Source organism: Xylocopilactobacillus apis (genome assembly GCF_033095965.1).
Classification (GTDB): Bacteria; Bacillota; Bacilli; order Lactobacillales; family Lactobacillaceae; genus Xylocopilactobacillus; species Xylocopilactobacillus apis.
The window spans coordinates 1,231,120-1,249,359 of record NZ_AP026801.1; the positions used below are offsets into that span (position 1 = coordinate 1,231,120).

Genomic DNA, 18,240 nt, shown 5'->3' on the forward strand with positions numbered 1-18,240 from the left:
TTAGATCCACGTATGATTAATATGAATATAAATCTTTTTGGCAATTTCCATCGTTATCGCATAAGCAATAATGATTGCTGCAAACCAACCCCAATAAGCTACTGGTAATTTTGCAAAATTGAAGGCTGAACGCAGCGGACTAAGAATTATAACCAAACCGATTAAAAGGGTCGCGATTCCTGATAAAATTACTGGTTTTGAAGGTCGGCTTTGAATAAAAGGGATTTTTTTCGTTCTAATCAGCCAGACGACAATCGTTTGCGTGGTCAGTCCGACCATAAACCACCCAGTTTGAAAAATATGCTGCTGACCTACAGTATTAGCCCCCAAGAAAAACCACATTACAATAAACGTCATAATATCAAAAATACTACTGACAGGTCCAATACAAAGCGTAAACTTCAGCAATCCGCTAATTCCCCATTGAACTGGTTTTTCTAAGTCCTCTGAATCAACATGATCCCAGGGAACTGATGTTTGAGCTAAATCATAAAGCAGATTTTGAACTAAAATTTGAATCGACATCATCGGAAGAAACGGTAAAAAAGCACTCGCAATCAACATTGAGAATACATTTCCAAAGTTTGAACTAACAGAGAGTTTAATGTATTTCATAATATTGCAGAAATCTTTACGTCCCTCAATTACCCCAGTTTCTAAAATATTAAGACTCTTTTCCAGCAAGATAATTGAACTTGCATCTTTCGTAATATCAGCGGCAGTATCAACAGAAATTCCGACATCTGCTTTTCGAAGCGAAGGTGCATCGTTAATCCCATCTCCCATATATCCAACTGTGTGCCCTGCTTTTTGAAGCGATTGAATAATTCTTAATTTTTGCATTGGATTTAGTTTTGCAAAAAGATTAATATGTTCAATTTTTTGACCAAGTTCATCATCTGACAGCTGATCAATTTGACTGCCGAGTAAAAATTCATTAGCAGGAATGCCTACTTCTGTACATACTTTCTGAGCGACAATTGCATTATCACCTGTTAGAACCTTAACTGTGACACCGTGTTGATGGAGAGATTTAATTGCAGGTTTTGCAGTATCCTTAGGTGGATCGAGAAATCCCATAAAACCTACTAATACCATATTGCTCTCATCTTTAACCGAATACGACGGCGTCGTATGCGCATCTTTTTTATAAGCTACGGTTAAAACTCTCATGCCCTCTTTATTCATTTGAGTTGATACATCAGTCATTTTTTGTCTCAAATCATCAGTAAGCGGAACTTCTTTACCATCAATCAAAGCCGAATCACAAATAGCTGCCATTTCTTCGTCAGCTCCTTTGGTAACCATAATTTGATGATTATCTTGTTCCACGATAACTGAAAGGCGTCGTCTTGAAAAATCAAAAGGAATTTCGTCAATCTTTTTAATTGTGCTTTTTTCGGTAAATCCTTTTTCCTGATAAAAGTTCACGATTGCTTGGTCCATCAAATCTTTCCAACCAGTCTGATAGTTAGCATTAAGATAAGCAATTTCTAAGACATGGTCATCTGGATTTCCCATTGGATTTAAATGTGATACCAAAACAACTCGATTTTCGGTGATTGTTCCAGTTTTATCAGTACATAGCACATCCATGCTTCCTAAATTTTGAATTGAGGGGAGCTCTTTAATAATTACTTTATTTTTAGAAAGAGTGACTGCCCCTTTTGCTAAATTAGTAGTCACAATCATTGGAAGCATTTCCGGAGTTAAGCCAACAGCAACTGCGATTGCAAAGAAAAATGCTTCGCTCCAATTACCTTTAGTCAATCCATTAATCAGGAAAACGGTCGGAAATAAAACGACAATAATTCTAATTAGTAACTTACTAACCCGACTAATTCCAATGTCAAAAGCAGTTTTCCCGCGTTTACTGGTAGAAGTCTTTCCAATGTCACCAAAGAAGGTATTTTGCCCAGTCTTTAAAATTACTGCTTTGCCCTGACCGCTAATAACATCGGTTCCCATAAAAACTAAGTTTTTAAGATCAAGTGCCGATTCATTAGAATCTTCTGTAGAAGTTTGTGCAATTTTTTCAACGGGCATTGACTCGCCAGTCAAAGACGACTGATTAACAAATAAGTCCTTAGTCCATATCAAAAAGGCATCGGCAGGAATCATATCACCTGTTTTTAGACTTACCATGTCCCCTGGTACCACATCGCTCATTGAAATCTCAACAATTTTACCATCTCTAGTAATTGCCGTTGTGTTTTCAATCATTTTCTTTAAAGAAAGGCTAGCTTTTTGCGAGCGATATTGTTGAACAAAAGTAATAATGGCACTCGCAATTATCATCACCGCCATTACAGTACCAGCGCTCGGATCACCTGTAATGTAAGAAACTATCATTAAAAAAGCCAGCACGATCACAAAAGGATCCTCTAGACCTTTGATAAATAGTAACCATGCTGGTGTTGGTTTTTCAGCATTAATCTTATTCGGCCCATCTTCTTCAAGTCTTTTTTGAGCTTCCTGAGAAGAAATCCCATTTTCATTAGTTTTTAATTTATCGAAAACTTGTTGAGTTGCCAGTAAACCTAATTTTTTTAATTCCTGTTCCTTAGTTTCCTTTATATTTTTCAACTTAATTACCTTCAAATTAATTAATAAACTTATATCACCTAATATACTCTTATTTTATAAAAATAGAGACGCATTAAAGCATCTCTTTAAAACTTTAATTTTTCAATTTCATTTTTCCGTCCATGATTTCATAAATATGATCAGAATAATCTTGTAATCTTAAATCATGAGTAACGATCACAATTGTTTTATCTCTTTTTTTCGCCTCTGAATGAAACATTTCCCCGACAATTTTTACATTTGGTGAATCGAGAGCTGCGGTCGGTTCATCTGCAAAAACAATCGCTGGATCTGGATAAAGCGCACGGGCTATCGAGACTCTTTGAGCTTGTCCACCGGACAATTCTGAGGGATATTTATTAACAAAATCTGAAATCCCCAATTCATCTAACAACTCTTCCAATTCTTTTTCAGTTAGATTACCGCTTTTTTTAACTTTATCAACAAACTCAAATTGTTCTTTCACTGTAAGATAAGGAACTAAATTGTATGATTGAAGAACGAAACCAATTTTATTTAACCTAACCTCTTCTTTCTTACGACTGGAAAGTTTATCCATCGAATGACCATCAATTTCAACAGTTCCAGACGTTGGCGACTGTAAGCCCCCTGCAATTGTTAGAAATGTGCTTTTCCCAGAACCAGAAGGACCTAGAACTAAACTGACCTCTCCTTTTTCTGCTGAAAAATCAACACTTTTCAAAGCCTCAACTTTACTAGTTCCAGTCCCGAATGTTTTATTAATATTCTTCAACGTAATTACCGACATTTTTCTCTCCTTAATCTATTAACTGAATTGGATCTACTTTTCGAATCAAATGAACAGGTATTAATGACCCGATAACCCCTGTCAAAAGCATCCCTGCAGTTACACCAGCTAAAGATGAATAATCCATTGCAACAGGTACTGCGCTCGGCAGAAACTTCACTGTAATTAGAGTGATAATCGCACCGGCAATAATTCCAATTGCAACAATTAAAACTGCTTGACTGATTGTATTAATGATTAAAGTATGAGCTGGAATTCCCTGAGCTCTTAAGACACCATAATTGGGTAATTTTTGAATTGTTAGAATATAGAGAAAAATAGCAATTACAACCATTGAAATTATCATTAAAAAGGCAATCATAAATGTAAAAGTTAAATTTTGAGCTGAATATCCTGGTAATTTAACAATAAATTTACTGACCGGATAAGCCTTTAGACCTGATTCTTTAACGTTAAAATCTTTCGATGTTGAAACGATTCCGCTTGCTTTAAAAGTTTGAGGCAGGCTCTTTAAAGTTCTCCAAGTTGACAATGTCCCGTATAAAACTGGCGCAATATCTAATTTAGCATTTTTAGTAAACCCGACAATCTGATATTTTTTAGTACTTGAACTTAGCTTAATTTCATCGTTTAACTTATAACCATTATTTTTTAAAGTATCATCAGCAACAAGCTCGTTATCATTTTCAACCTTGCGTCCCGATTCAATCTTCACTTTGTCATAAATATCACTATCCTTTTCAACACCGATAAATTGGGTCGAAACACTTTTATGCCCTGATTGTTTTGCAATTACCGGTGTTTGTCCAACGTAGCTTTCATGATTTGATAAATTAAGATCCTTACTTTGCGAAGTTGTAATTAATGATTGAGTTAAGCTCACATTAGCATCTTTATTCAATACAATAGTTTGTGTATCCCATGATTCAATTGCTTGCGTATTTTGCGCTGCAAGTCCCGTGGCTAATCCACTTAAAAAATAAACTAGATAACTTATCAGCATCACCATGCCAATGATTAAACCATAACGTAATTTTTCGTGCTTAATTTCTTTAATTGCTAGAAACATTATTATCCCTCTAACTTAATTATTGATTTTTTAAAATGTTCTAAAATCGTGCTTTTTAAATCTGGCATTAAAAAGTACTGCCGGATTGTTTCGTGACTGAGAGTTGTTGCTGCCCAATTAAACATCGATCCTTTAACTAGTCTTCTCTCAGAACTAAAATCGATTCCTACATCTATTAATCTTTCGTTTTCCAAAAAGTACCTTTTAATAAACAAAAAATATTTATCATCTTCTTTCGTTTCAATAAAGTTCTTTACAAATTTAAAATAATCATCTCCTTTTAAATTTTCGAAATGTCTAATTTCAACACCCGTATGAACTTTCTGCATTACAATTGAAAATAAATAGCGATAAGAATCTTTGAGATCGTCAAAATAACTATAAAAAGCGCCCCTTGAAATATGAGCCAAAACAATAATCCGGGCCACTTGAGCATTAGCCAGCGAATAGTTAGAAAACTCTTCTAATAGTGCATTAGTAATATTTACTCTTTTCTCTTCTTTGAGATTTTTAAAAGTTTTTGAAGGCATTTTATCTCTTTTCAATTATGACACTGTGTCATTTTAAAATCATTCTAATCTATTAATTAATTACTGTCAAGATAAGTCATTCTGAAATAATAAAAAAAGTCCATTCATTTCTGAACGAACTTATTAAATATTTTTTTATAAAGAGTTTGATCTTTATTAGGTGTATATCTAATCAAATAGTAAACATACTTTTTATCAGACTAATAAATGTTAATCATCATTAGTATTGATTTCAGCGTTAACGTTTTTCTTTTAAAAATAAAACCTTTTAATTGTTTTGGGTTAGTTTAGTTTGCTCTTAAATACTATATAATAACGATTAAATAACACTATGAAAAAAGTAATTAACTGTAACTTTAATTCTCAAAAACTACTTCACTACTTTTTTTGATCTTTTCCGTTCTTTTTACTGTCTCTTAAATAGCTAATGACCCCACTAACAACGATAATAATGCCGGCGATCATAAAAGTATAATAGAAAATTGGAGATTTTGAATTAAATGTTGGGCTAATCATAGTGATGAAAAAGCCCCCAGCAATTGCCAATAAATCTTTTTTTAACTGTGAATCCATCGTTTTTAACCCTGATTTAATTCTTCAGGATTAACCTTATTAGCTGCCTTAACAAATGGAATATAGATACCAAAGCCAATTATCGCATTTATCAACTGCAGAACTGGTGCGCGCCAATCAAAAGTAGCAAATATTGAGTTGATAAAGATTGGCATTGACCAAACATATTGATACTTAATTGGTGAAACAAGACCCACGCTTAAAGCAAAGTAAGCAATTGTAACCATCACAACTGGTGCAATGACAAACGGAATAAAGTAAAGCGGATCTAAAACAATCGGCAACCCAAACATTGCAGGTTCATTAATGTTAAAGACCCCAGGACCAATGGACATTTTCGCTACCGCCCTTTGATCATCACGAGTACTGAACATCAAAATTGCTATTAAAAGCAAAAGTGTAGATCCAGCGCCACCAATCCAAGCATAAAGGTCAAAAGCATTACGAGTCCAGAAGTATGGCAATTTCTGACCAGCCTTAGCCGCAGCAATATTTGATAATTGCGCTGTTAACCAAATCGAATCCAAAATTGGTCCTAAAACGTTTGTCCCGTGGATTCCAAAGAACCAGAAAACTTGAACCAAAACAGTCATTAACAAGACGGCTCCATAACCTTGAGACATTTTCAAAAGTGGTGCTTGAATAGTGTTAATGATTAATTCAATCACAGTTGATTTGCTCATTGTATTAACGATAAAGCTAACAATTCCAGAAACATACAGAGAACCAATTGCTGGAATAATTCCCGTAAATGCATTAGCAATAGCTGGTGGAACTGATTCAGGCATCTTAATAGTAATATTTTTATGCATGAACCAGATATAAACTGCTGCAGCTAAACCACCTAAGATCATAATAGTGAAAAATCCATTAGATCCAAAATAGGAATTAAAATTGAAAAATCCCCAAGCAGTAATATTTTTTCCATCGACAGCTGCTCCAGCGGCAACAATCTTTTTAGAATCTGCCGCACTTAATGCTGATTTCAAAGTAATCACATGACTTTGTGGTAAAGCCATAATAAAAGTTCCTAAGGTTACGATTCCCCCTGTAATCGGTTCAACCTTATATTGAACTGATAAATGGTAACCAAAAGTAAAAGCAAAAATGAGGCCTAAAATTGCCATTGAACCAGTCCATACCTGGGCATTAATACCAATAATCGGTTCCATTGCTTTAACAAAACCAGTCCAGCCAAATCTTGTTGGAATATCACGTATCAATGCATTGAATACAGAAGCAACCGAACCAACCATTGTGGCTGGCATCATTGCAATAAAAGCATCTCTTAAGGCAACTAACCATCTCACCTGACCAATTTTGGCAGCTATAGGCACTAAATGCTTATTAAGCCAATTAATAAAAGAATTCATTTTTCTTCTCCTCAAAATATTCAGATCATAAGTCAGATCTTAATTAAAAAATATTTTTTTACCAAAATAATTTACAAATTTTACAAACTTTTTCCTAACCCATCGAAATTATTCATACAATAATTTCTAAATTTGTAAAACAACTGATTGTAATCCTTAACAAATTCAAGAGCTAATTACAATTTTTAAAGATCACAATACTCTTCTTGTCTTAATAGTATTACCTTATTAATTAAAAGGTCTATACCAATTATATCTTTTTTTGATTCAAAATCAACCGTTTTCTTAAGTGTAATATCTCTTTAATTTTCGAATTGTTCTTAGATAATTACCGAAAACTTAACTAGAAAGTATCGTATCTAGGAACTTTAATTGAAAAAACTAAATAACAAGACGTGAAAGATTTTTACCGAATTAAATTTAACAGGTTTTCAAATGATTTTATTAAAAAAGCTGATGAAAGCCAAAATCCAGACCGATTTTGATTTCATCAACTCTAATTTTAAATAGTTATATTAAATAATTTTTCCATAACGAGCTTGGTCTTTATTGTGGATATACCCAACTGATTCATAAAAACGATGGGCAGAAATTCTTTCAACACCGGAATTAAGTCGAATCTGATGTATATCGTTCTTAAGAGCTAGAGATTCAATTTTAGCCATTAAAGTCTTACCAATGCCTTGTTTTTGGTATTTTTTACTAACCGCCAATCCTAATATATTTAGGGATGGAGCGCTGTACAACGTGATATACAATTGTGCATGAACAAAACCTACTACTAGGTTGTTATCCTCTGCAACAATAATAATTTGCTGATCAGAATGAGAAGTGATAAAACTTAACTGAGATTTTACTAGGGACAGATCAGTTTGATATTCTAATTCATTTTCACACAAATCTTTAATTGCCTCAGAATCGTTAACTTTTGCGTTTCTAATAATCATAAAAAGTCACCTCAAAAATAGGACTTAAGACTGATGGATCTAGACAAATAATTACAGATAATATATTTGAACAGTAAATGATATTTCTGTTTAGAAATACATTCCTTGTTCAGATTTTCTCTCCTTATTAAAAACTCAAATCAGCCACTTGATTCCCCCAAGATCAAGTGGCTTTCTTATTGTTTGTAATTATCTTTTATGACTTTCTTGCTGAATGTAATTTGCTTCCATTTGGCGCTTTAATTTTCTAAACTTACGTTTTCTAATCAATTTAGTTAAAAATTTTGAAATTGGTTTAGCAAAACGATTCCGCTTTCCTAATAATTTTTCCTCATAAATTAAACGAATCCGTTGTCCACTTAAAGGTTTTACTTTATATATAACTTCATGTTCACTATGCCCCGTTTGAATTCGATAAGCATATCGTTTATTTGGCTCATAGGTCTTAATAGTAATTCTGCTAACGGTTCCGTTAGCATTTTTTCTTTTAAAGGAAAAATCTTTTAATTGACTGGCATTAAGTCTTTGTCCCGTCTGCTGCTGAATTTCATATAAAGTTAATTCAACAATTCTGTGAAAAAAATATTTTGCTGGAACTGCGATTTGCAGAATTTGTTTCAAGATTTATCTCAACCCTTTCGTTATTGTTTTGTCTTCAAGTTTATAATAATACCACGAATTAAATGATAATTTTTCACTATTTTTATTTTTTGTATTTATTTATATAAAACATTATAATTTGTCGTTAGACTTTTCACGTAAATATAGAATGCTCCATAATTAAAAATATGAATGAGTTCAAAAAGCAAATAATACGGTTGAAAAATAAATTAATACTAGTATTTTAAAAAAATTCCAATAGCAACGTCCTTAAATAGCTTTATTAATTTACTTATACGAAATAAATTGTCAAAAATTTTTCAAAAAGAATCGGGAAACAAATTTACAATTAGTCATCCTACAGTCAAATAAATTCTTAAACAGTTAGAAAATCAAAATTTAATAAGTATTCCCGTTTAAAAGATAATTGATACTTTCTTTAACAGCGTGCGGAGAAAATCTGATTAAAGAAAATATATATTGGATCAATAGCAAGATTTGAACTGATTTTGTTTGTTTTTCTGAATTTGGAAATAACTCCACTCTATATTATTTAAAGTAGGAATTTTCATTTTGTATTTATTTGGCAAACATCAACTATATTTATCGGTTCCACTTTTAAACGTTCAATTATTTTTAATACAAACAGTTTAATTAGACTACTATTTTAAATATATTAAGTAATTGTCCTAAATCTAGTTTGACCATCAATGTTTCAAGATTCGGATTCCCTTCTTGTTATGATCGATTTTTTTGACCTTTCAATTGTCAATTTAATTACTGATAAATACTCATTAATTTTAATATTACTTTTAGCTTTATTTATTAACGATTAATAGAGCGCGCCATTCTTTGAATTGTATGGCGTTCACCTCTAATTGCTTTGCTTAAAGCATAAATATTTTCAATTGGTGATTGAATTGCCCATGCAGCATCTCCAATATGCTGAATATCAACCCCAATTATTTTATTTCTGATCGCCACCGACTCAATATAGCTGGCACCTGAACTTTCTTGACTGGTTCCAATCGTACTCATCACCAGCGCATCGTTACTATGAACTAATTCAACAATTTGCTTTAATTCCGCGTCATCTAGTCCTGGAACCGTTCCAACCGCCGGAACTAAAATTACATCAGCCCCTGCCGACAAAAATTGTTTAGTTGTTTCCAAAGAAACAACTGGTTCATTAACCCCCGCACCGTGCATTTTTCCAGCAATTACTAAACCAGAAAAATTCTCTTTAGCAGTTCTAATGCTAGATTCAATAGCTTTATTAGTTACCCCCGTTCCAGGATTTCCTGTGAGACAAATAAAGTTAAATCCTAATTGTTCTGCTTCTTGGATTGTCTCAGTAGAAGCCATCCGGCCTACAGGAATTTCAAGCCGTTCTTCAATCATTTTCGCATTTGAATCTACTGGTTCTATGTTAACTCCAATTGGTCTGCCTACTAATTTTTGCAAATGATGAATAATTTCTCCATCACGATGCGGTTTAGCCGTCGCAAAAGATTCTTCCCCATTATATAGACCTAAAATAACTTGATTTAATACATCTAACGTATTTAATAAAATTAAATCCGCACCGAAAGCAGCAGCTTCCTCACTAAGTGTTACTCCATCCATGGTCTCGTGAGTAACGACATTCTCCGAAAGAATTGTTCTTCCCTCTGATGCTTTAATGCTTTGTTTTAAAGCTGACCCATTCATTGCTAAAACTTCACTTGCATTAGCACTTATTAACCTTTTAACCATTTGTCTCTCCACTTAAATCTTTCACCAAAAAATACTCACTAATTCCTGCTTTTTTATGTTCTAAAGTACCAAAAATTTTATAACCCCTCTTTTCATAAAAACCGGGAGCTTGAAAGCTAAATGTGTCTAAATGGCATAATGAACAGCCATAGTCTTTTAAGGACTTCTCAACTTGATCCATTAATTTAGAGCCAACTCCTTGATTACGATATTCTTCATCAACCCATAAGGTATCAACATATCCAATATAGTAATAAGATGAATATGCCACACAACCTCCAATTAATTTACCGTTAGAATCTTTAGCTGCGTAGGAAAAACTTTCAAACTTGTTTTCTTGCAGAATCGGCAGTGCTAATTCATTATATTTTTCTAAGTTATCATCAATTTGGTCGCATTCCGGCGCGCTTGCAACCACAATTTTAAAATTCATATTAATCCTCTATTTCTTTGATTTAATTACAAAAAAAGTTGAAGAAAAATTGATTCTTCAACCTATTCTGCATCTTGCCAAACCTTTTTTGCAGTTTTTACAACTAAAGCTAATTTATTCCATTGATCTTGTTCCGTTAACTTATTTCCTTCTTCTGTGGAAGCAAAACCGCATTGGGTCGATAAGCAAAGATTTTCTAACGGAACAAATTTTTTTGCATTATTAATTCGCGCAGTTAAATCATCTACGCTTTCCAGATTAGGACTTTTTGAAGTCACTAAGCCTAAGACAATTCTTTGATTTCGACCATTTCTAGCGATAACTTCCAGCGGCTCAAAGCCACCTGAACGCTCATCGTCATATTCTAAAAAGTATCCATCAATATTAAGCTGTGCTAAATATTCAGCAACTGGATCATATGCTCCGGCTCCAGCCCAAACTGATTGATAGTTACCTCGACAAACATGCATCGTAATCGTCAGATCATCTGGCTTATGATCAACAATCTCATTAATTATTCTAACGGCTTGTTCAGCTTGTTGGGCTAGTTCTGGCTGAAGTTTATTAGTTTTTGCATCATGAGCAAAACTCGCCCACATCCCCCAGCTTGTATCATCAATTTGCAGATAACGGCATCCTAAATCATAAAAATGTTGAATCGTTTTTTGATATGTAGGAATTAAATCATCATAAAAATCACTGACCTGATCGTAAGCTTCATTTATAATATGAGCTCCTTGACTTGGGAAAAACACCGATGGAGAAGGGATTGTTTGTTTTGCTGTTATGCCAACTGGTACAATTTGATTAAGGTATTTAAAATCTTCAAAGAAAGGATGTTTTGGATTATAACTAACTTTGTCAATAATTTTAATTCCGCCAGCTCTTGTTTCGACACCCGCAAAATTCCATCCTTTTTCCGGTGTATAATATTCAGTTCCCTTAAGCCCTTCGTAAAAATCTAAATGCCACCAACTTCTGCGAAATTCTCCATCAGTAACATCTTTAAAACCCAGTTTCACTTGTTGAGCAACAATCTCGTTAATTTGCTCATTCTCAATCTCAGTTAGTTCAATTTTACTAATCTTATTTTCCTTAAAATCATCTTTGGCTTGCAGTAATTTCTTCGGTCTCAAAAGACTTCCTACCATATCATATCGATATGGAAATTTATTTTTATTCATAAAAACCTCCCTGTTTCTTGGCTCAATATAGTTATTATCTAACTTATCTGTCAATATTAACAGTGATTTTTCAAGAAAAAAAGTATATGATCATTAAAAAAGAAATTTGAAGTAATATGAATAAAAATAAATCTGTTCAAATTGTAATTTATTTAATAATAGCAATCATTATCGATGCATTGGGAAACGCATTAACAGTCAGTTTAAACCTTGGCAGTGCATTTTGGACTGCCTCAGCTGTTAACTTAAGTCATTTAACCCACATTGATCTTCAATCAATCTTAATTATTTATGGAATTATTGTAATCATCATTAATGTAATATTTTTGAAAAAGATTGAACCCCGAAGGATTTTTAATAACTTTCTTTTTATGATTCCTTTTAGTCTTTTAGTTGGATATACAACAAAATTTTTTAATTTATTCCACATCAATCATCTAAATCTATTTATCCGAATTTTTTTAGATTTTATTGGAATAATCATGATTGCTGCGGCTATTTCTATCCTTCAACGAGTTAATATTTTACTTCATCCCAATGATGACTTAATGCAAATTATTCGTTTTAAATTTTTTAAAGGTCGGGCTTCTATTGCAATGTGGGTATCTTTTATTCCTCCAATTATTATCTCTTTGATTTGTTTTGTGATTACCAAAAAAATTTATGCAATTAACATAGGTACTATCTTTTCTTTACTTTTTCAGGGGTCAATAATCGGTATCTCCGATCGTGTCGTCTTCCCTCAATTGAAACACCGCAAACTTTCTAAAATTCAAATAGTAAGTAAACGATTTTGATGTAAAATGTAATAGTTATGGACTTTTTAAATGGGTAAATATAGAAAACCCTCACGATTTAAATTTCGCGAAAATTATAATTATCGCCTAACATTTAAAGCTTAAATAACAAAGTTACATTCTATAATTTTTATAGATGTTATAGTCATTTTTTAAAAGTGCTTATGGGGTTGGTGGCCTCCTATAACGGACGAGATGATAAAAATCATCAGTAATAGGGAGGAAGCATTTTTATACTTTAATTTTTAGGAGGGATTTTTTTGTCAAATAATAAAATAGCTGGTCGCGGCTTAGTAATGACTGCCGTCTTTATTGCAACTTTTATGACCAGTGTTGAGGTTACAATTGTAACTACTGCTTTACCATCTATCATTAGTGCTCTGCATGGATTAGCTGCGCAAAGTTGGATTATGAGTGCATACTTGTTAACAATGGCGATTACTACTCCAATCTACGGGAAACTTGCAGATTCTTGGGGACGACGCAAAATTTTTCAATGGGGTGTTGTTATTTTCACGCTCGGATCCTTATTAAGTGGTCTTGCGCCAAAAATTGAATTATTAATTGCTGCAAGAGCTCTACAAGGCATCGGTGCTGGCGCTGTAATGCCACTGACATTCACGATTATTGCGGACTATTATGATTTTAAGGAAAGGGCCAAAGTTTTGGCTTTAAATAACACTGCATGGGCTTTATCCGCTTTAATTGGTCCAATGATTGGAGGATTTTTAGTCGATACTCTTTCATGGCATTGGGTCTTTTTCGTAAATGTTCCATTAGGAATTTTAGTATTTATTTTAATTCAAGTTGCATATAAAAAGGATAATTTTACTCCGCAAAAGTTAAAAATTGATATTGTTGGAATTGCTTGGTTGTCAGTTACGCTTATATCTCTACTAATGGGTGTTGAATTACTTGCAAAGTCATTAATTTACAGTCTAATTTTGTTTGTCATCGCGCTAATCGGGTTATTATTGTTTATTCGAACAGAAAAAAGGGTAGAAGATCCAATTATCGCTCCTAAAATGTTTGCTAACCGCACTTTTACAATTCAAATTGCAACAACAACTATTCTTAGCGGCGTTTTAATGGGGTACGAAGTCTATTTTCCGATTTGGCTTCAATCTTTATATCGAGTTAATGCCACCAATGCCGGATTAGTAGTAACCTCAAGCTCAGTAATGTGGTTAATTGCTTCTTTCTTTGTTGGCACAATTATGAGTCATTTTATTCCAAAAAAAGTGAGCTTGATCTCGGTGTCAATTTTATTAATTTCCTATATTGTATTAAGTTTTGCAAGTCTTCAATTCCCAATTTGGCTCTTTTACGTAATTGCGATGATTAATGGGACATGCATTGGAATTGTTATAAATATGAATTTAATTCTTGCACAACACATGGCACCACCAGAAATGGTAGGATCAGCCTCGTCCATTGTTACTTTAGGCCGTTCGCTTGGACAAACTGTTATGAGCGGAATCTACGGAACAGTTTTAAACATTATAATTAATGCCACAAGAGGGACAATTCCTTTTAGTAAAATAAACGAAATTATTAGTTCTACTAAATCGACCGTAAAACCAGATCCGCAAATGGCTCAAGTAATTTTAAATGGATTACACGGAATTTATCTTTCTGCAACTATCATTTTGATTATTTGTTGGATTTTAAACGCTTTTGATCCTTTAAAGAAAATTATTGATAAGTAGCAAAAGAGCAGTAACTTTTTAAAAGTTACCGCTCTTTTTTTGCATTTAGTTAACATTTTCCTTAGCATTAATTTTTTTAAGCCAAACTGTAAGTATCAAAGTAATAAGAAAGAAAACAGCGCCGGCAACTCCGGTATATGGCAATGAAAAACTATTAACTACAACACCACCAACTGCAGAGCCGACTGCTACTCCTAGACTGCCAAAAATTGAATTTAATGAGGAAGCAAAAACGATTGCCTCTGGATAACTTGTTTCAGCAACATTCAATAAATAAATCTGAATTGGAGAATTAATCAACGATGCAATAAGTGACATCGCAAAAATAGAGATTAACCCACTTAAATGATTATTTAGTGTAACTGGGAACAACCCCATAATTATAATTTCAAGAACGTAATAAAAAGGAAGTATTTTCATCCAATCACGTTCGGCCAGAGGACCTCCTAATTGATTACTAGCAATTGACATCAAACCGTCAAATAGAAAAATTATCGTGACTAAACCTGTTGAGAAGTGCATCCAATTAGAAAGAATTGGTCTTAAATAAGTATAAAAAACATAAATTCCGGCCCAATTAAACAACGGAATCAAACTACCAATCAAAATTCTTGGATCCTTTAATAAAGTAATTTCATCTTTTAGAAAACTCTTTTTACTTCCATGTTTATCGCTTGAATTGTTGTCAGAGTAATCATGCGGCAAAAAGTTATAAAGCAAAATCAAGGTAACTATTGTCACTACCGTGATAAACCAAAAAGAAATGTGCCAATCAAAAGATGAACTAATTAAGGTACTGAGTGGAACTCCAAGAATAGAAGCAATACTAAAACCTGAAAAAATCCAAGCAATCAGCTTTCCTTTTTTATTAAAAGGAGCAATAACATTTGCGATTGTTAAATTAACTGAAATTAAGGTCCCGCTAACAATCGCTGTAATAATACGAGAAATGAGCAAAACCCAATAATTAACAGCCGTTGCTGCTAAAACATTTCCAAAAACTAAAGCAATCATTAATCCGATAAGATAGCGATAAAGATTATTGCGATTAATAAATGATGTAATGACCGGAGTTCCCAACGCATAAAAAACAGAAAAAATCGTAATTAGTAATCCAACTGCTGAGATAGATATCTTTAATTCATCAGCAATATCTACAAGTACACCAACTACAATAAATTCACTCCACCCCAAAACAAAAGATAAAAGAACTAAAATAACGCTTTGGATTTTAAAATTTGTCTTCAATCTATTACCCCCCCATTAATAATTTTTGTAATTTTCAAAATAAAGCCCTAAGCCTAGACTGTCAAGCCTTATAAAAATTAAGCATTTAAATAACTCACTAATTCATCATAAACTCTCAACCCATCTGCCCGACCTCGATGATATAATGCAGTTAATTTTTTCTTATCCCGCTCCATACGGTCAATTGTAATCGGTTCTTCCGGCGCTACGACAAAAGCTTTACCATTTTTTTCCAGCTCATCAAGCCAATCTAACTGATGATTATAAATTTCTGCACGATTAACCATTGTTTTTATAAAATTGGGATATTTACCGTAAAGCTGATTAGCGGCTTTTTCTTGAAGAAGAGTGATATCCTCCGTGCGATATTTACGATCCCTTGTTCTTACAACTACAAATTTGTCAAATCCCTGATTTGCCGCATATGAAAATGGTACTGGATCGGCAGTGCCCCCGTCCAAACAAAGTCCTTTAGCAGTTTTTGCAGGCTGAGCTACATAAGGCATCGATGCCGAAGCCTTTAAATCATCATATAAATCTTGTCCCGTAGGTTTTTGAAAATAAACCGGTCCTCCCGTTTCAATGGAAGTTGCAACTATTACAAAATCAGTTTGAGACTTTTCATAAGCCTCTTCATCAAAATTAACCCAGCCTTCACCGTGATCAGAAAATAGGAAATCTAAATTAATGATCCCGTCATAACGAAAAACGTTGAGTGGCGAAATATAATCTTTATTATCCCGATAATCAACATTAACTTGACTCGTTCGGCCAAATTGTCGTGAAATGAAATTAGCACCACACAATGCTCCTGCAGAAACACCTACTACCAATTGAAAATAAATGTTTTCTGATAAGAAAGTGTCCAGAACTCCTGCGGTATATTGTCCTCGTAAAGCTCCACCTTCTAATATTAATGCTGCTTGATACATCATAAACCTCTTATTTTTAATTAATAGTTTTAATTATAAATCATTTTTATTATTAAATTTTTCTAATCGATAGTAACCTGTTTCATCCAAGTTATTTGCACCATTTTTATAGTCATATCCCATATGTAAATAAAAGTTCAAGCCTGTTTTTGAAGCTGGAATTTCGATGCGCTTTGCTCTTATAAAATATGAATCTCGTTCGAGGACCTCAATAATCTTTCGCCCAATTCCTTGTCCTTGGTATTCTGGATCTACAAAAATATTAAATAAGCTGCTTTCTTCTTTACTTCCCCAATAGGGTCCAATCGAACCAACCGCAACTATCTTATTTACAGTGTCATCAACAAAAACATAACAATGAAACTCTTTAGCCCTTTTAATAAAAACATCCGGGGTCAAGTTTCGAAGATTTTTTTCAAGGAAAGATTTAGGATAGTCATTAGTATTAGAGGTCAACATGGTTTTAGCCACAAGGTCTGCAACATCTTCGGCATCTGAATTTTTAAATCTTCGATTAGTAATTGTCATTTAATTATCTCCAACTGTATGAGCATTTTTTAAATCATTAAAAGACTTTTTCTTAAAAATTTCATACGTTAAGTTGTGGTCTACCAAATAGTTAAATACTTCCTTATGATGATCTAAAAATCCCCGCAATTTTTTCTTATTACCGTTTCTAGTCGTTTCTTTAATTAATTTCCCCGGTTTACCAGATTTTGTTAGTTCATAAACTTGTACGATCGACTCATGAAAAACGTCGTATTGGTCAGCCGGACCATCGATATAATCAAAAGTTACTGTGCGTTTTTTAAAATCAAAAGAAAAGCCGCTTCCATATCCATCATCATGATCTGCTCCTGTAAAGTCCATTTCAATTGGCTCAATTTTGTTTTTATCACTAATCCCATAAAGCCAAACCAAGTAACTTGTATGCTGCTGCAGTAAAACTTGATCCATTCCTTCAATTCTAAATGGGTGCTCGTAATCTATAAACCAAGATTTGTATTTTTTAGAATGAACTTTTTCGGTTCTTTCGCTGCTTCTTTCAACTTTTAAAGCTTTGTCAACTAGTTTATCCTCTTTAGTAATTCCTTGAGAAAAATCCATAATTTTATTTAAAAGGGGCTTATAATTAAAAAATACCAAAAAAACTAAAACGGCGAAGATTATAATATTTATTTTTCTCTTTTTATTCAAAATTAATCCTCTCGTAGTTATATCAAAAATTAAATACTTGCTCCACCTCCGCAGGATGATCCGCTCCTCCAGGACCGCTAAAAAAATTGAATATCCAAGATGCATTATAAAAAGAATCAGTGCTATAAATAAATTACAAATAAAATCAAAGGGATTAGTAATGTTACTAAAAAGTTCCTTAAAAATTTTACCTTCGATAAAAAGATTCACAAATTTATCTGAAGAGTTAATTTTGTTTCCAGATAGATATGACTTATCGATAATTTCTATCATAGATTCAAAAACATTCTGAAGGCCTTTATTTATATCATCTATGTCATCTGATTTTAAGTTTTTTATTTTTTCAAAATTTTTCCAGCAATAGATTCAGTAATATCTCCTTCTAAGCCATATAGACTTCAGCTTTAAAAAGAAAATGATTCTAACTTATTAATGTTTTTCATTTCCTAGTGTATTAGTTTCTCAATTTTTTATTATGATTAAAATATTTAACGCTAAAATCTTAAATAATTATTCATTTTCTTTAGAATGATTATAA

Annotated in this window: 17 protein-coding genes; 2 read left to right on the forward strand and 15 right to left on the reverse strand. The window is 32.9% G+C overall.

The features are described 5' to 3' along the window. The 11 genes from mgtA to R8749_RS05920 all read right to left on the reverse strand — a co-directional run bounded on the left by mgtA (nucleotide 1) and on the right by R8749_RS05920 (nucleotide 11,819). Nucleotides 1–2,586 carry a magnesium-translocating P-type ATPase gene (gene mgtA / locus R8749_RS05870; RefSeq protein WP_317694898.1) on the reverse strand — a complete coding sequence of 862 codons (2,586 nt, stop codon included), beginning with the start codon at nucleotides 2,584–2,586 and terminating at the stop codon, nucleotides 1–3. A 94-nt stretch (nucleotides 2,587–2,680) separates the two neighbouring features. Next, on the reverse strand, nucleotides 2,681–3,355 hold the full coding sequence (locus R8749_RS05875; protein WP_317694900.1) for an ABC transporter ATP-binding protein: 675 nt from the start codon (nucleotides 3,353–3,355) through the stop codon (nucleotides 2,681–2,683). Between the two features lie 10 nt (nucleotides 3,356–3,365). Further along, nucleotides 3,366–4,424, reverse strand: coding sequence for an FtsX-like permease family protein (locus R8749_RS05880; protein WP_317694902.1), 1,059 nt, complete (start codon nucleotides 4,422–4,424; stop codon nucleotides 3,366–3,368). A 2-nt stretch (nucleotides 4,425–4,426) separates the two neighbouring features. Then, nucleotides 4,427–4,954, reverse strand: coding sequence for a TetR/AcrR family transcriptional regulator (locus R8749_RS05885; protein ID WP_317694904.1), 528 nt, complete (start codon nucleotides 4,952–4,954; stop codon nucleotides 4,427–4,429). Nucleotides 4,955–5,332: 378 nt separating this feature from the next. Then, a complete protein-coding gene (locus tag R8749_RS05890) occupies nucleotides 5,333–5,527 on the reverse strand; it encodes a hypothetical protein (RefSeq protein WP_317694906.1) in 195 nt (64 codons plus the stop codon). A gap of 5 nt (nucleotides 5,528–5,532) precedes the next feature. After that, nucleotides 5,533–6,900, reverse strand: a complete 1,368-nt coding sequence (locus tag R8749_RS05895) for a PTS sugar transporter subunit IIC (RefSeq protein WP_317694908.1) — start codon at nucleotides 6,898–6,900, stop codon at nucleotides 5,533–5,535. A gap of 515 nt (nucleotides 6,901–7,415) precedes the next feature. Beyond that, entirely contained in the window at nucleotides 7,416–7,847 is a 432-nt protein-coding gene (locus tag R8749_RS05900; protein ID WP_317694910.1) for a GNAT family N-acetyltransferase, read from the reverse strand. A gap of 189 nt (nucleotides 7,848–8,036) precedes the next feature. Continuing rightward, nucleotides 8,037–8,468: a DUF3284 domain-containing protein gene (locus tag R8749_RS05905; RefSeq protein WP_317694912.1), complete on the reverse strand. Its 432-nt coding sequence runs from the start codon at nucleotides 8,466–8,468 to the stop codon at nucleotides 8,037–8,039. A gap of 804 nt (nucleotides 8,469–9,272) precedes the next feature. Next, nucleotides 9,273–10,202, reverse strand: coding sequence for a DUF7916 family protein (locus R8749_RS05910; RefSeq protein WP_317694914.1), 930 nt, complete (start codon nucleotides 10,200–10,202; stop codon nucleotides 9,273–9,275). Further along, nucleotides 10,195–10,635, reverse strand: a complete 441-nt coding sequence (locus R8749_RS05915) for a GNAT family N-acetyltransferase (RefSeq protein ID WP_317694915.1) — start codon at nucleotides 10,633–10,635, stop codon at nucleotides 10,195–10,197. The genes R8749_RS05910 and R8749_RS05915 overlap by 8 nt, the downstream gene beginning before the upstream one ends. Before the next feature lie 62 nt (nucleotides 10,636–10,697). After that, nucleotides 10,698–11,819, reverse strand: coding sequence for a 5-methyltetrahydropteroyltriglutamate--homocysteine S-methyltransferase (locus tag R8749_RS05920; RefSeq protein WP_317694916.1), 1,122 nt, complete (start codon nucleotides 11,817–11,819; stop codon nucleotides 10,698–10,700). A 116-nt stretch (nucleotides 11,820–11,935) separates the two neighbouring features. Between R8749_RS05920 and R8749_RS05925 the strand changes: the two genes are divergently transcribed. After that, the gene (locus R8749_RS05925; protein ID WP_317694918.1) at nucleotides 11,936–12,616 is read left to right on the forward strand and encodes a DUF6198 family protein; all 681 of its coding nucleotides are present in this window, start codon (nucleotides 11,936–11,938) and stop codon (nucleotides 12,614–12,616) included. A gap of 296 nt (nucleotides 12,617–12,912) precedes the next feature. After that, nucleotides 12,913–14,325 (forward strand): MFS transporter, encoded by a 1,413-nt coding sequence (locus tag R8749_RS05930; protein ID WP_317698531.1) that lies wholly within the window; start codon nucleotides 12,913–12,915, stop codon nucleotides 14,323–14,325. Between the two features lie 45 nt (nucleotides 14,326–14,370). Here the strand turns inward: R8749_RS05930 and R8749_RS05935 are convergent, their stop codons facing one another. The 4 genes from R8749_RS05935 to R8749_RS05950 all read right to left on the reverse strand — a co-directional run bounded on the left by R8749_RS05935 (nucleotide 14,371) and on the right by R8749_RS05950 (nucleotide 17,702). Next, complete coding sequence (locus R8749_RS05935; protein WP_317694920.1) at nucleotides 14,371–15,573, reverse strand: MFS transporter; 1,203 nt, start codon at nucleotides 15,571–15,573, stop codon at nucleotides 14,371–14,373. Nucleotides 15,574–15,650: 77 nt separating this feature from the next. After that, nucleotides 15,651–16,508 carry a patatin-like phospholipase family protein gene (locus R8749_RS05940; protein ID WP_317694922.1) on the reverse strand — a complete coding sequence of 286 codons (858 nt, stop codon included), beginning with the start codon at nucleotides 16,506–16,508 and terminating at the stop codon, nucleotides 15,651–15,653. 30 nt (nucleotides 16,509–16,538) lie between these two features. Beyond that, nucleotides 16,539–17,033 (reverse strand): GNAT family N-acetyltransferase, encoded by a 495-nt coding sequence (locus R8749_RS05945; protein WP_317694924.1) that lies wholly within the window; start codon nucleotides 17,031–17,033, stop codon nucleotides 16,539–16,541. Then, nucleotides 17,034–17,702 carry a hypothetical protein gene (locus R8749_RS05950; protein ID WP_317694926.1) on the reverse strand — a complete coding sequence of 223 codons (669 nt, stop codon included), beginning with the start codon at nucleotides 17,700–17,702 and terminating at the stop codon, nucleotides 17,034–17,036. Nucleotides 17,703–18,240: the final 538 nt, after the last annotated feature.